The organism is Okeania sp. SIO1H4, assembly GCF_010672695.1.
Lineage (GTDB): Bacteria > Cyanobacteriota > Cyanobacteriia > Cyanobacteriales > Microcoleaceae > Okeania > Okeania hirsuta.
Genome location: NZ_JAAHGB010000004.1, coordinates 59902 through 74937, shown reverse-complemented (window position 1 = coordinate 74937; position 15036 = coordinate 59902). Strand labels below are relative to the sequence as shown.

15 protein-coding genes are annotated in these 15036 nt (G+C 35.8%); 13 read left to right on the top strand and 2 right to left on the bottom strand.

Annotated features, from left to right (window positions below):
• Positions 1–716 precede the first annotated feature (716 nt).
• Positions 717–1841: a Gfo/Idh/MocA family protein gene (locus tag F6K06_RS02690; protein ID WP_124144720.1), complete on the top strand. Its 1125-nt coding sequence runs from the start codon at positions 717–719 to the stop codon at positions 1839–1841.
• Positions 1842–2038: 197 nt separating this feature from the next.
• Here F6K06_RS02690 and F6K06_RS02685 read toward each other — a convergent pair whose 3' ends face one another.
• The gene (locus F6K06_RS02685) at positions 2039–2581 is read right to left on the bottom strand and encodes a GAF domain-containing protein (protein ID WP_124144721.1); all 543 of its coding nucleotides are present in this window, start codon (positions 2579–2581) and stop codon (positions 2039–2041) included.
• A 179-nt stretch (positions 2582–2760) separates the two neighbouring features.
• On the opposite strand from F6K06_RS02685, the gene F6K06_RS02680 reads away from it, so the two are divergent.
• Both F6K06_RS02680 and F6K06_RS02675 read left to right on the top strand, forming a co-directional pair.
• Positions 2761–3669, top strand: a complete 909-nt coding sequence (locus F6K06_RS02680) for an ion channel (protein ID WP_124144722.1) — start codon at positions 2761–2763, stop codon at positions 3667–3669.
• A gap of 136 nt (positions 3670–3805) precedes the next feature.
• The gene (locus F6K06_RS02675; protein ID WP_124144723.1) at positions 3806–4294 is read left to right on the top strand and encodes a DNA-binding protein; all 489 of its coding nucleotides are present in this window, start codon (positions 3806–3808) and stop codon (positions 4292–4294) included.
• Positions 4295–4458: 164 nt separating this feature from the next.
• Here the strand turns inward: F6K06_RS02675 and nadC are convergent, their stop codons facing one another.
• The gene (gene nadC, locus F6K06_RS02670; RefSeq protein WP_124144724.1) at positions 4459–5361 is read right to left on the bottom strand and encodes a carboxylating nicotinate-nucleotide diphosphorylase; all 903 of its coding nucleotides are present in this window, start codon (positions 5359–5361) and stop codon (positions 4459–4461) included.
• A 504-nt stretch (positions 5362–5865) separates the two neighbouring features.
• Here nadC and nadA point away from each other — a divergent pair.
• The 10 genes from nadA (at position 5866) to F6K06_RS02620 (ending at position 15031) form a co-directional block, all read left to right on the top strand.
• The gene (gene nadA / locus F6K06_RS02665; protein ID WP_124144725.1) at positions 5866–6837 is read left to right on the top strand and encodes a quinolinate synthase NadA; all 972 of its coding nucleotides are present in this window, start codon (positions 5866–5868) and stop codon (positions 6835–6837) included.
• A 24-nt stretch (positions 6838–6861) separates the two neighbouring features.
• Entirely contained in the window at positions 6862–7464 is a 603-nt protein-coding gene (locus F6K06_RS02660; protein ID WP_240038928.1) for a cyclopropane-fatty-acyl-phospholipid synthase family protein, read from the top strand.
• 363 nt (positions 7465–7827) lie between these two features.
• Complete coding sequence (locus F6K06_RS02655) at positions 7828–8943, top strand: mandelate racemase/muconate lactonizing enzyme family protein (RefSeq protein WP_287239509.1); 1116 nt, start codon at positions 7828–7830, stop codon at positions 8941–8943.
• Between the two features lie 42 nt (positions 8944–8985).
• Positions 8986–9600: a class I SAM-dependent methyltransferase gene (locus tag F6K06_RS02650; RefSeq protein ID WP_124154366.1), complete on the top strand. Its 615-nt coding sequence runs from the start codon at positions 8986–8988 to the stop codon at positions 9598–9600.
• Positions 9600–10505, top strand: a complete 906-nt coding sequence (locus tag F6K06_RS02645) for a 2-hydroxyacid dehydrogenase (protein WP_287239506.1) — start codon at positions 9600–9602, stop codon at positions 10503–10505. Before F6K06_RS02650 ends, F6K06_RS02645 begins: the two co-directional genes overlap by 1 nt.
• A gap of 13 nt (positions 10506–10518) precedes the next feature.
• Positions 10519–11322: an aldolase/citrate lyase family protein gene (locus tag F6K06_RS02640; protein ID WP_161564486.1), complete on the top strand. Its 804-nt coding sequence runs from the start codon at positions 10519–10521 to the stop codon at positions 11320–11322.
• Between the two features lie 30 nt (positions 11323–11352).
• A complete protein-coding gene (locus F6K06_RS02635; RefSeq protein WP_124144729.1) occupies positions 11353–12327 on the top strand; it encodes a hypothetical protein in 975 nt (324 codons plus the stop codon).
• 16 nt (positions 12328–12343) lie between these two features.
• The gene (locus F6K06_RS02630) at positions 12344–13666 is read left to right on the top strand and encodes an MmgE/PrpD family protein (RefSeq protein WP_124144730.1); all 1323 of its coding nucleotides are present in this window, start codon (positions 12344–12346) and stop codon (positions 13664–13666) included.
• 629 nt (positions 13667–14295) lie between these two features.
• The gene (locus tag F6K06_RS02625) at positions 14296–14514 is read left to right on the top strand and encodes a glutathione S-transferase N-terminal domain-containing protein (protein WP_287239503.1); all 219 of its coding nucleotides are present in this window, start codon (positions 14296–14298) and stop codon (positions 14512–14514) included.
• A gap of 301 nt (positions 14515–14815) precedes the next feature.
• Positions 14816–15031: a hypothetical protein gene (locus F6K06_RS02620; RefSeq protein ID WP_287239500.1), complete on the top strand. Its 216-nt coding sequence runs from the start codon at positions 14816–14818 to the stop codon at positions 15029–15031.
• Positions 15032–15036 lie beyond the last annotated feature (5 nt).

The window sequence follows — 15036 nt, the reverse complement described above, 5'->3', positions numbered from 1 at the left end:
GTGGGTTGGCAGGATGTTTAATTAATTTTGCTTAGATACTTAAATATAATTTCAGATTAGTTATAGTTATAAAAAATTAAGGTATCACTATCCTAAATGATTTTTATAAATTCCAAACTTGATAAAAATTATCAAATATTCCTCTGTTAGCTCTTGCCTAAAAAAAACAAATATTTTTTTACAGGAGTTAATAAAATAGAACTGCTATAAGTATTCTTTCCTAACTTATATTGTGTTTCCTTGAATGCTTATAATAAACAATTGATGATTTTTATAACTTTGTAGATTGGGTTGACGCAGGAAACCCAACAATAATAGATACCTGTTGGGTTTGGTCTCACTTGCAAACCTACGGTATTATAACTTAGCTAAGTAGGTAGGTAAAATTAAATAGAAAATGATTGTTGAGACGGAAAACCGGAAAATAAGAACTGTGGATAGTGATTAAACAATTTCTCTCAGCTCACGTGGCATTTGCCTATTGATTTTATTTTTTTTTACCTAATAATTAATAATTACAATTAATAATTAAATAATTCAGGTTAAAAGCTTCCCCTTAAAAGGGGAAAAAAATAAATTTTTTCCTTCTTGGTCAATCCTCTCCCTAAAAGGGAGAGGTAATTATCCATTATCCATTATCCATTAATGAAACCTACCTACTTACTAAAAATTTACCTTCTTCCTTCTTACTTCTTCCTTCTTACTTCTTATAAACAATGAACAATCAAACTATTGGCGTAGCAGTTATCGGTACAGGATTTGGTCAAAAAGTACATATACCAGGTTTACAAGCACATCACAAAACTCAAGTATTAGCTGTCTATAACCCTGATTTAGAAAAAGCTAAATCAATTGCATTAAGCCATAATATACCTCATGGTTGTAATACTATAGAGGAAATTATTTCTATACCTGAAGTTGCAGCAGTAACAATTTCTACTCCACCATTTTTACACTATGAAATGGCAAAAAAAGTCTTATCCGCAGGCAAACATTTATTGTTAGAAAAACCCACAACTTTAAAAGTAGAAGAAGCCCAAGAATTATATCAAATTGCTGCTACTAATAGATGTGTAGCAACTATGGATTTTGAATTTCGTTATGTTCCTGCTTGGCAACTATTTGCAGAAATTTTAGCCGATGGATATGTAGGAGATAAACGCCTAATAAAAATTGATTGGTTAGCATCAAGTCGCGCTAACCCAAGTCGTCCTTGGAATTGGTATTCTCAAAAGGATAAAGGAGGTGGTGCATTAGGAGCGATCGCTTCTCATTCTTTTGATTATATTAACTGGTTATTTGGACCTACGAAAAAACTTTGGGGACAACTGAATACTTCAATTAAAACTCGTCCTGACCCCACAGAGGATAACAAGTTAAAACCAGTAGATGCAGATGATACTTGTAATATTATGCTAGATTTGGCGGACGGTACTCCCTGTCAAATTTGTATTAGTTCTGTTACCTATCAAGGGCGTGGTCATTGGGTAGAAGTTTATGGTAGTAAAGGTACACTAATTATAGGTAGCGATAATCAAAAAGATTATGTACATGGGTTCAAAGTTTGGGGTTCTCAAAATGGGGAGACTTTAGTAGAAATAAAAGTTCCTGACAGATTAGAATTTCCTCAAATTTATCCTGATGGTAGAATTGCACCTTTTATTCGAGTAGTTGATAATTGGGTAAAAGCAATAGAGGTCAGAAAATCTGTAGTTCCATCTCTGAGAGAAGGTGTTTATTCTCAGTTATTAATGGATTTAACCCATGAATCTAATATGACAGGTAATTGGGTCAATGTGCCAGATTTAGATAAATTATTGGCAAATAGTAGTAGCTTTTAACTGAATGTCGTCGCGGGGTCGCACCACTTTGTCAAAGGGACATCTCCTGTAAAATATTTTAATTAAGCTTATTATTCGTAATATTCTTTGTTCAAATTGGTATAATAGACATCTGGTAAAAATCAAAAATAAAATCAATTCTTATCCATAAATATTCAAATATTTCTTTCTGTTCCCTATTCCCTATTCCCTTAATATTAGCTATCTCTAATAGCTGGTGCAGTTGCCAAACTGACTGCTGCCTTTTGCATAATTTCTATATCTGACTTTGACCAGGAGCGTGCATCCTGACATTGATGAGCAACTAGCAACCCCCATAACCTCCTAGAATTAAGAATCGGCACTACTAAATTAGCTTTAACCCTTATACTACGGAGAAAATCTCGATGGCAAGGATGTATTGCTTCTAATTCAATATCTTCGATCACTCGGACTCTTCCCTCTTGATACATAGCAGCATATTCATCATTAAAACATTCATCAGCTCCTGTTGAACCATAAATTGATAGTTCCTCATCACTCAAAGACTCAAATGTTACTTGTCCTTTCCACTCACGATAAAAATAATATAATACTACTCTTTCTGATCGAATATAGCCTCTAATATTATCAAGAGTTTCTTGGATAAAAGTGTTTCGAGCTACATTTTGAGCAAGGCGTTTTGTTAGTTTTTCTAAATCCGGGTCAGTATGAGACATATTAGGGCGATTATTACACTCTTTATTGTTACTATTAGCCATGCTCTGTATCAGTTAACTTACAATTTTTAAAGCTTATATCGGTTGAAAATTTTGACTAGCAGATCGGTCATCTTTATTTTATGCTCATAACTTAGTTTGACTCATTTCAAATTTTTTTGCCATGGTTATTTGTCAGAGAATTTGATAATTTTCATCAGCACTATTATTCGGTAATTAAAATGAAAAATTTTAAACGAAAACCTCAAAAAACTTTTGTAAGAAAAATCGGTCCTGTAGACTTTATAATTTCAGGAATGACTCGCTTTGAGTGGAGTGATTTTTACCATTGGTTAATACAAATTTCTTGGCAAAAGCTATGGGGAATAATCATTAGTTTTTATTTAATAATTAATATTATATTTACATTTTTATATTTGGCCAGTAGTAATGGAATTGCTAATGCTCAACCTGGTTCTTTTAGTGATGCTTTTTCTTTCAGCGTACAAACCATGGCCACTATTGGTTATGGCGCGATGTACCCGACAAATACTTATACCCATATTTTAGTAACTATAGAAGTTTTTATTGGTCTAATTGCCATGGCAATGATTACAGGACTAATGTTTGCCCGTTTTTCTTTGCCAACTGCGCGGGTACTTTTCAGTAAGGTAGCAGTTATTTCTCCTTACAATGGTATTCCGACTCTTATGTTTCGTATTGCCAATCAACGCCAAAATTGGATAGTAGAAACTCAAGTGAGAGTAACTTTATTAATGGATAAAGAGGTTTCTGCTGAAGGACATTCTTTACGAAGATTATGCGATTTAAAATTGGTTCGTTCTCAAACACCAATGCTTGCTCTTACCTGGTTAGTAATGCACCAAATTGATGAAAATAGTCCTTTATATAATTGGTCTGAAGATGATTTTAAGAATTTAAATAATCAGGATATGCGATTTTTTATAATGCTTACGGGATTAGATGAAACTGTTTCTCAGACTATTCATGCTCGTCATATTTATACATTAGACCAGATAATGTGGCATCAGCGTTTTGTTGATATAATGTTTACTTCTGCGGGTGGTCAAAACTATGTTGATTACTCACATTTCCATGATGTTATGCCTTTAGAAATAAGTAAAAATTGACTGAAAATTCAGAAATTAAAGTATGAATGAATACTGATAAATACTGGAAAATCAAAAATTTTTGCCAAACTAAGTTTTTTGTGGTTTAATCATCAAGGGTTATTCACTTTATAAAATATATATTCCGGAATAGTTTATGACAGATACAGTAGGTACAACAGAAGCAGCTTTTCTTCTCAATATTTCTACCGCCAGACTCAGGTTACTTCTCAGGCAAGGTCGCCTCAAAGGAGCCAAAAAGGTCAAACGATTCTGGATAATTCCTTTGAATAGTCGGGGAATGCCAGAAATTACTCCAGGTCGTCGAGGTCCTCAAGGAACTTGGAATAAAGGATTTCGTACAGGCAATACTTTTATCCATGTGCTACGAAGAGAAATTGACTATAACCGAGACAATGGCACATCTTTACCAGCGATATCTGTAAAACAGGGAAACAGAAATTATCGTTGTCACGAAGTAGAGATTCTGGGAAACTGCAAAATCGTGTATCGTCCTCATAAACCTAACAAGAGTCAAGCTGGTGGTGCTCGCCTGTGGATTGAGGTAGACCCTGATATTCAAATAATTCGCAAATCTTTCCTAGATACAGAGCCAGAGGAAAATAAACCTAAAGGTTTTGGTTAGCTTTAAGTCTGATTGTTAAGTTCAACCGAATTTTTCTCTATTTCTCTATTTAATAGTAATAGTATCGGTGTTGCCTTCTTTGACTTTTGGGCTAACACTACAGATTCTTATGGAAATGATTCTGATATTTCTAGCAGTACCAAGCTGCCTCAAAATCCTCTTCCCTATTCCAAACCTCTTCCTCCTCCTGCGATATTGGTAATATTTTTTTCTATCTTCATACTTAAATCTAACCAAGTTGACCGAGTAATAGGAGCGCTAGTAGAAACATAATCGACACCTGTTTCAGCCACATTTCTAATAGTATCTAAAGTAATATTTCCAGAAGCTTCAATTTTGATACGATTATTGTTTTGCCTAATCATTTTAACTGCTTGCTGCATTACTTCAACAGACATATTATCCAGCATAATAATATCTGCCTGATACTCCAAAGCAGTTTCTACTTCTGCCAATGTTTCTGTCTCCACTTCAATAGTTAAAGGATAAGGTATTGTTTCTCTGACCTTAGCGATCGCTTTCCCAATACCTCCAGCAGCAGCAATATGATTATCCTTAATCATCACCGCATCATCCAAACCCATGCGATGATTTTTTGCCCCACCAACTTGAGTCGCATATTTTTCTAAAATTCTCAGTCCTGGAGTTGTTTTGCGAGTATCAACCAGTTGCACCGACAGATCGGCAATTTTATCTGCATATTTACGAGTCATAGTCGCTATCCCACTCAAACGCATCCCTAGATTTAAGGCCACCCTTTCCCCAGTCAATAAACTATCTAAAGGCCCATCTAATTTAGCGATTACAGTACCCGACTCGCACCATTCTCCTTCTGTAACAGTAGGTAAAAAGTTGACCTTTTCATCCAAAAGTTGAAATACTCTAGCTGCAATTGGTAACCCCGCAATAACTCCTGATTCCTTGACCAACCAATAACCGGCACCTGTAATTACTTGGTCTGTTGAAAATAACCCTGCAGTAGTGCGATCACCCCTGCCAATATCTTCTAGCAGCCAATTTTTTAATAAGTTGTCTAATATTATGTTTGGAGGTATAACAGATTGCATATTGTTACTGAAATTTTATTCAAAATTACTGGCAGAGTAGCTCCCACCTAATATCAAATCCGGTTGAATACTTATTATATAGTTGGGAGTAGGGGAGTGGGAGAGTGGGGGAGTAGTGGAGAAGAAATATTCAAGTAATTTAAGAAATTATAAACAGATATTAAACATCTACTCCACGCATAGGGAGTAGAGAGTAAAGGGAAAGAAATAAGAGTGCGATAATTGATTTGATTTTTTATTATTGGAGATGTCTATCATATAACTAGATTCTATGTGCAATTAACCGTATTTGATATAAAATATTTAACACAGCAAATATCAACTCGTCCATTTTTTGAATCTATATTCGTTTACTCAACAAGGTTAACTTTTTCTCCCATAACTAACTCTAAATTCAATTTTTGATGAATTCTACTATAATTAATAAATCTATCATAAAATAGACTGATTAAAGTGTCTTAAACTTACCACTGGTCAATAAGTAAATTACAGAAAGATTTAATAATGTTTGCTACTCAACTTAAAACTAACCAAACTTTAGATAATATACCTAACGATATATTTGAAGCGATCGCTTACCTCAAGCAAGAATTAAATGCTGTTATCTTAGCTCACTATTATCAAGAACCGGATATTCAAGATATTGCTGACTATATAGGTGACTCCCTCGGTCTTTCTCAACAAGCAGCAGAAACAGATGCTGATGTCATCATTTTTGCCGGAGTTCATTTCATGGCGGAAACAGCAAAAATTCTCAACCCAAATAAACTGGTACTCCTCCCAGACTTAGATGCAGGTTGCTCTCTCGCCGATAGTTGCCCAGCGGAAGAATTTGCCAAATTTAAAGCAGTCCATCCTGATGCAATAGTAGTTTCTTATATTAATTGCACTGCTGCTATTAAAGCAATGAGCGATATTATCTGCACCAGTTCCAACTCAGTCAAAATAGTTAAGCAAATACCAGCAGACCAACCAATAATTTTTGCCCCAGACCGGAACCTGGGTCGTTATGTCATGGAGCAAACCGGACGAGATTTAATTTTGTGGGAAGGAAGTTGCATTGTTCACGAGACATTTTCTGAAAAAAAGATGGTGCAATTAAAAATAGAGCATCCCGAAGCTGAAATTATCGCTCATCCAGAATGCGAACCGAGTGTGTTGCGTCATGCTAATTATATTGGTTCAACCACTGCTTTATTGAAGTATTGTCAGGAAAACCAAAACCAAACATTTATTGTGGCAACGGAACCAGGAATAATTCATCAAATGCAAAAGAAAGCACCGAGCAAAAACTTTATTCCTGCACCAGCGATGAATAATTGTGCTTGTAACGAATGTCCTCACATGAGGTTGAATACTTTGGAAAAACTTTATCTGGCAATGAAAAATAAAACACCAGAAATTGAGATTCCTGAAGAGACGCGAGTAGAAGCACTAAAACCTATTCAAAAGATGTTAGAACTTTCATTTAATTAGGCAAAAGTTATAGATAGAGGATAAATGACAGAAGCAGTAAAAATTGCCCAACAATATTATGATGACACCGAAACCGACAGAATGTATGCAGCTATCTGGGGAGGGGAACATATTCATGATGGCATCTACACCCAACCAGACGAAGCAATTCACTATGCGTCCCTGCGTACCCTAGAAACCATTGCCCAAACTCTAGAAAAAATAGACCAAAATTCACGGGTCATCGACCTGGGAGCTGGATATGGAGGGGCAGCTAGGTATTTGGCTAAAACTTATGGCTGTTCCGTGTGTTGTCTCAATTTAAGCCAGTTGCAAAATCAACGCAACAGTCAACTTAATCAAGAACAAAACTTAAGCCACTTGGTAGAAGTTACTCAAGGAAGTTTTGAGGATATCCCCTATGCAGATAACTCCTTTGATATAGTTTGGTCTCAGGATGCCATTGTGCATAGTGGCGATCGCTGTCTAGTTTTCCCAGAAATTAAAAAAATATTAAAACCGGGAGGCGAATTAATTTTTACTGACCCCATGCAAAGCGAAATTTGCCCCCAGGAGCATTGCAACCTGCTTTTGACCGTCTGGGAATTAGTGATATTGGGTCTTATCTGTTTTACAGTCAAACAGTAAAAGAGTTTGGTTTTGAGGAACTACATTTTATTGATCTTTCTCAAAATGTACCAATTCATTATCGACGTTTTGGGGAAGAAGTACAGACAAGGGTTCAATGAAGTGGTCAAATTGACCTCAACAGAATTTACCAGTTATAAATAAATGACAGAGGAGTCAGGAGTCAGAAGTCAACAAAGAAGAAGAAAGAAGAAGAAAGAATAAAGAGGAGGAAAAGGAGAAAGTTTTTTTGATCACTAATTATCCGGACATGATATTATAATTAATTATTAATAATTAATTATTAATTGTTGAACACTTTCTTACTTAAGTTTTAGTCAATGATTTAAGCTATTATTTTTGAGTTAACAACAAAATTCAAACATGACAATTAAAATTTGTGAGATCAATATTTACGAAGTAGAATTACCATTAATTAAGCCATATCGAATTTCAGGTGGACGTTTATTTGTGGACAAAATGGACAGCATTATTGTCGCTATTACAACCAGTGATGGTATCGTAGGTTGGGGTGAGTCCTGTCCTTTTGGACAATCTTACTTACCTGCTTTTGCTGGAGGAATAAAGGCAGGAATGGCTCAATTAGCTCCTATACTTATAGGAGCTAATCCCCTTGAGTTAGAGAACATAAATCATCTTATGGACTTAACTCTCAAAGGACATTTATATGTCAAGTCTGCTATTGATGTAGCTTGTTGGGATATATTAGGTAAATATGCTAATTTGCCCCTCTATACACTGTTGGGAGGACGTTTTAGCGAACACGCTGATTTAATAGGGGCTTTTGCCAATGGTACACCAGAAGAAATGGTTGCCGATCTCAAACAACGAAGAGATCAAGGATATCATATTTTTTCTCCTAAAATTGGTGGGGAGGTTTCCCTTGATATTGCCCGTATTCAAGCAATCATGGCAGAATTACAGCCACAGGAAAAGATTACCATAGATGCTAATCGTGCTTGGTTGCCAGATCATGCTATTCAAATTATGAATTCTATCAATGATAAAACAGTATATTTTGAGCAACCCTGTGAAACATTGGAAGAATGTTTAACCGTGCGTCGCCTAACTCAACACCCCATTATTTTAGATGAGTGCATTCACACTTTTCAAGATTTATTATTGGCTCAACGAGAAGGTGTGGCACAAGCTATCAATATTAAAATTGGAAGAGTTGGAGGGTTAACTAAAGCCCGTCAAATGCGAGATTTTTGTCTGGCCACTGGACTTCGTATGAATATAGAAGAAACAGGCGGTAGCGTCATAGGAGGCACAGGTGCGATACATTTAGCCGTTGCTACCCCCCTCAGATATCGTTTAGCGACTTCAGATTCTACTAGATTACATACCGTCATTCCTGCCAAAGGTGGCTATACTTACAAAAAGGGTACAGGTATTCCACCAGAAACACCAGGTTTAGGCATAGAACCGATTATGGAAATATTAGGTGAACCCATTGCCGTTTATACTAAATCATAGTAATTTTTTCTAAAAGTATTTTCTAAACAACATATAATATAGATGATCAATCACCAAGAACGATATGATAAGTGGGCTTCCACATACAATGTAGATGTTAAAAATAGAAATTATTATGCTCCAAGCTACATCGTAGAATATCTCATGGAAGTTGTAAATCAGCAAGTAATAGATTACAGTAACAAATCTGAGCTTAAGGTTTTAGATGCCGGATGTGGTACAGGTTTGCTTGGAGTTAAATTACGCAAAGAGGGATTTTCTTATATTGATGGGGTAGATTTTTCTCATGAGATGGTAAAGTTAGCCTATGAAACAGGCGCATATCAATACTTGATGGGTTGGTGTGATTTGAATAAAAAACCACCCTTTTTTTTCCATCATCAATATGATTTAACTATTTGTTGTGGTGTATTTTCATTTGACTTAGTAAAGCCGACTGCATTAAGATGGCTGATGGAAGTAACAAAACCAGGAGGCATAATTTTAATGAGTACAAGATTGGTTTTTTGTGAGACTTATAATTTTGAAGGTTATTATAAAGAATTAGAGCAACTTGGAGAATTAAAATTAATAGATTGCAGAATGAATAAACCTTATTTAGGAGAGGAATCAAACGCACATTACTGGGTATTTGCTATTCCTGAAAGTAAAAAATAATGAAAAAATGCTTATTTTTAAATAATAGAGAGCCTTATCCAGAAGATATATTCAATCATCTTTCTCATGTGAATGTAGTTTGGTATCAGGATAATTCGGGTTCATTTTCCCTAGAAAAAATATTAGAGACCCATAATGATACAGAAATTTTGATAACAACTTTCATGAATTTAGATGCAAGTAATTTATCAAAACTTCCTCAACTGGAATTTATACTGGCAACAACAACGGAAACCAGTTATATAGATCGGGAATATTGTCACAAAAACAACATAAAAGTTGTAAACACTCCCAAATATACAGGTGCATCAGTTGCTGAACATGCTGTAGCTTTAATGCTTTCGGCAGCTAAAAGAATTGTTGATTTTAATACTAAAGTCAGATCGGGTGACTTTCAATTGTTTGAACATCAAGGTATGGAATTATCTGGCAAAAAAGTAGGCATTATAGGAATGGGTGATATTGGGAAAAGAATTGCTAAAATACTTCAAGGTTTTGAAATGAAAGTTAAGTATAGTAATAGAAGTCAGCTTACTACCAGTTTAGGGATACAGACAGATTTGAATACCTTACTATCAGAAAGTGATGTTATTTTTCTGACACTACCTTTAAACCAAGATACTAAGAATATCATAAATTTTCAGAATATTTCCCAAATCAAAAAAGGAGCTATATTGATTAATATTTCTCCTGATAAATTGATCGAATTTAATGCTTTGAAGTGGGCTTTGGAAGATGGCAAATTATCCTATGCTGGAATAGACTTACTGAGTGAAGATGAAAAATATTTTCAACTTCCTAATCTAATCATTACACCTCGTCGTGGTTGGTATACTAAAGAATCCTTTACACGAAGAATTAAAATGGTTGTAGAGACTCTTACGAATTATTTGAGAAATTTTTAAAATTATGAAAGCGATGAAAAAAACTGAACTGGAGCTGAAAAAATCACTAGATTTAGAGACTAAAACTTTAAATATAATGGTTGATGAGCTTTATAACTCTTACGGTTTAAGAATGTTTAAAGCTGGTTCAGAATGGGAAAATATGGACTTAGAAGAAATTGCTTACCTCAAGCAATTAGGAAGCCATGATATACCCGTATTAATGAAAGTTGGTGGAGTTGAAGCAAGAACAGAAATTAGAAATTTGCTAGAGATTGGAGTAGAATCTTTTTTAGCTCCAATGGTAGAGTCTGAGTTTGCCTTGGAAAAGTTTGTTACAATTACTAAAGGAATTTGTCAGAAACATCATAAAAAGCCCAGACTAGCTATGATGATAGAATCAATTCAGACTTATAATAATCTTGACATCATTCTTAATAGTCCCTATTTTGATGAACTAGAAATGCTAGTGTTAGGACGCTTGGATTTATCAAATTCAATGGGAATACAAAATGTTGACGCTCCAGAAGTACAAGAAATATGCAAAAAAATCATTGATGCAGTACATAAAAAAGGGAAAAGTGTTTCTGTGGGAGGTTTTGTAAATCCTCGTACTGCTCTTTCTATCAAGAATGAGTTCCAAGCGGATCATTTGAATACTATTAATTTTTTACTGAATATTGATAAGTGTCAAGACTTATCTGAAGGTGTAAGATTGATGTTAAATACAGAAATAGCATATTATGAAAGTCTTAAAAACTTGAATCCTCAAAGGAATGATTTTTATCAATCCAGAGTTGAAATTACCAAGAAAAAATTAGTTGCTTCAGTTGACTAAAGCGATCAATATAATTATTTGTTATCAAAAATGAATTTTTTACAAAAACATAGTGCTATAGATGTAACCTTAAGAGATGCAGGTTTCCTTAACAATTGGGACTTTTCTGAAAGTGAGGTTTTCCAAGTCGTTACTGGAATGGATAAAGTTGGTGTAGATGTGATTGAAGTTGGTTATCTGAGTGAAGATCCTGAAAGTATGCTTACTGCTACTTGTCCATCATCCTTATTAGCTAGTTTAAAAGAAAAAGTTAACTCCGCCTCTGTTGGTGGAATGTTGAGATGTTACGAAGAAAAAGTAGATGAAATATTAGATTCAAGGGGTGAATTTCTTGATCTGATTCGTATTGTAGTAAGTGTAAAAGAAGAAATTCCTTTGGCAATAAAGATAGCTGAAAAAATAAAAAAATTAGGTATATCATCTAGCTTGAATTTTGCTAATTTTACAGTCTATACCCCTGATGAATTATTATCCGCAGTTAAATTAGCAGCCACAGCAAAAGAGGTATTTGATATATTTTATTTTGCTGATTCTAGGGGTGCAGCACAACCCGATGAAGTTTTTTCTTTTATCAAATCTGCACGTCAAGAATGGGATGGGGTATTAGGTTTTCATGCTCATGATATGTTAGGTTTGGCTTCTGCTAACTCTCATGCAGCGATGGCAGCAGGATGTACTATAATTGATGGTTCTATTAATGGCTATGGTTTAGGTGCAGGTAATACTAAAATTGATCAAGCTTTAGCTATCGTGGAACATTTTCACAATGAGAAGTTATATCAATATGAACATCTCAAATCTCTTTTCCATATACTCCAAGTTCCTGTTTTACCTGAACAAAGATATTTACAATACCTCGCAGGTAGTAAAAATCTTTCAGGATTATGGGTAGCCCCTCTGTTAGAACGTTATGGGAATACAACAATCGATTTTTTACAACAATTGCCTTGGAAACGTTACAAGACAATAGAAGAAATTTTACAACCACAAGAAGTTACTGTTTAAATCTCTGACATTAAAAATGCAAGTAATCAATTTTATTCATCAACTTAAGTTAGAAGATATTCCAGAAGCAATCCAACGAGAAGGAATTCGTAGCTTAATTGATACTTTGGGAGCGGCAATAATTGGTCACAACACCAAACTTTCCCACATTGTGAATGAATATGTAGTGGCGACTTATGGTGGTAAAGGCGGGTTTTTATGGCTTGATGGTAGGGAAGTATCTCTACCTGCGGCAGTATTTGCTAATGGGATGACTACCGATGCTATGGGTATTTATGGAGGACATCCCCTCGCTAGGGGTACAGCTGGGGCTACTTTATTAGCTACTTTATTAACTACAGTTACCCCCAATGCTACAGGAAAGGAACTTTTGAAATCATGGATTATGGGCTTTGAAATAGCTTTCAGAGCAGGAATAGCTTTAAATAAGAGAGATAGTAGTAAAGCTCATACCGCTTGTACTTGGAATATTATAGGTAGTGCGGCGATCGCATCTCGTCTGTTATCATTGAGTCCCTCTCAAACGGAACACGCTCTTGGTATAGCTGAATATGTAGCCCCTGTTGCACCCATTCCCAAAACCGTTGGTTATCCCACTATGGTGAGAACTGGTGCTGGTTGGGCAGCAATGGAAGGGGTTACCTCTGCATTGTTAGCTAGACAAGGTTTTACAGGAGCGCCCACTTTCAATATCGAGGAAAAAGAAGTAGCCGATATTTGGGATGATTTAGGACAACATTGGCAATTATCTAAATCTTATTACAAACCTTATACCGTTTGTCGGTGGATGCAAGCAGGTATGGATGCGGCATTAGTACTTAGAGATAATCTGAAAGAAGATTTTAAAAGTATTACGTCTATCAAAGTTCATTCTTTTGCTGTGGCAACCAAGGAAAGAAATATGCCTATGCCCAAAAATACCGAGGAAGCTCAGTTTAACCTCAAATTTGCAGTGGCGGCTATACTCGTTTATGGTGAATTAGGCAGAGCAACAACATTTGAAGCCGCATTTAAAAGTGATATTGTTGCTCATTTGTATGATTGTATAGAGACTATTGAAGAAGAAAAATTTACCAGTATTTATCCCAATCAGCGATTTGCAAGGGTAATTATCAAAACATACAGTGGAATGACTTATGATTCTGGTGATATTGAGGAAAAATGGGCATCAACTGAGCCACCCACGGATGAAGAATTAAAAGAAAAGTTTCGAGCTTTAACCAAAGGTGAGTTGTCAGAAAAACGAGCAACTGATTTGGAGGAAATGGTTTGGAATTGCATAAGTTTATCAAATGTAAGCAGTCTGCTTGAATTGATGAATCAACCTAGCTTGAGTTAATTTAATTGCAATCATTAAATGAAAGAAACTAACAGGACTTACCCAGAGACTGTACATATAGCGAGGGCGAATACCATTTGCGTTTCGCAAAGCTCCGAATCGCGCCCCTACAAATGGTGGTTTAAAAGTCAATTTGCGTAAGTCCTGACTAATTTAAACATAAGTAGAAGTATATATTGACATCCTCCCGACGTTGCGCTTACGCGACATGACGATGACGAACGCGGGATTCCTAAACCTCGCGGCTACTGGACTTTCTGCTTCCTCTTGACAGAGGAGCTGCGCTAACGTAGCACCTGCTGAGGAGGCCAAACCTCTTTTTGGTCTAAAGGCGCACTCCACAGACTGAAACTGCTAGCCCAGCAGCCCTTATCTATTTAGGATAGCATACTATGTGTAAGAACCGCTCTTATTGATTGGTTTTCCCATGCGACGCTCCCCTTCGGGAGAGCGCGGGTCTTCAACCAACGTTGAGATAACAAAAGCTTTATGCTTTATGGAAAAATATTTACTTTATTGGCATCCAAGAACTTCATCTATTGCCCCTCATATTACAGCGGTTTTCATTTGGGTAGACCACAGTAAGGACGTTCCATGGAACGTCCCTACAGGATTTTGCTTGTGAAAATGTGGTTCATCAATTTGAAAAGTGCTGTATTCTAGAGGAAATAGGAGTAAATTACGCAACTCAATTAATAGACATTGACATAGGGCAACACAAAAGCGAATGGTTTCTCAAGATAAATCCCCATGGTTGCTTATCTTTGTTATTATTAGAAGATAAACATATGGTATCAGAATCGGCAGCTATTGTAATGTACCTAGTGCAGGATGGCGGAAATAACTGACCAGTTACAAAATCCCAAAAAATTACAAATCAAAAATGATTGACTGTCAGATGTGCGTCTTACATTCTGGAGGGGCTGTGTGCGGAATTACTTCCGCACAGTAGGCGCGCCGTAGGACACCTCGCCAATTAGCACTCGATGCATGAATTTTGACTTTTAACTTCCGCGTAGCGGCACTAGCAGATAAATACCATCAAGCAGGACTTGCTCCATGTGTAAGGGCGAATGGCCATTCGCCCCTACAGTTCTTTAATACTGAATAACACCGATGCTACCGGATTTGATATTAAAAGCCTGACAGATGAAATCGATCCTTTTATTTCAAACTATCTCTCTCATTCCTGTAAACTTACTTCATGCTTCACAGCCAAATATTTCACCTTATCAACGTAGAGCTATTATTATGTGGTATAATAGTGTTAATAATCTTCCTACTCGAAATAATGAAAGCCGTGTAGCTCACTTGTCTAATCCTGAGCAAAAAGCTATTGTGGCTAGTGATAAATTTTATGAATGAACATA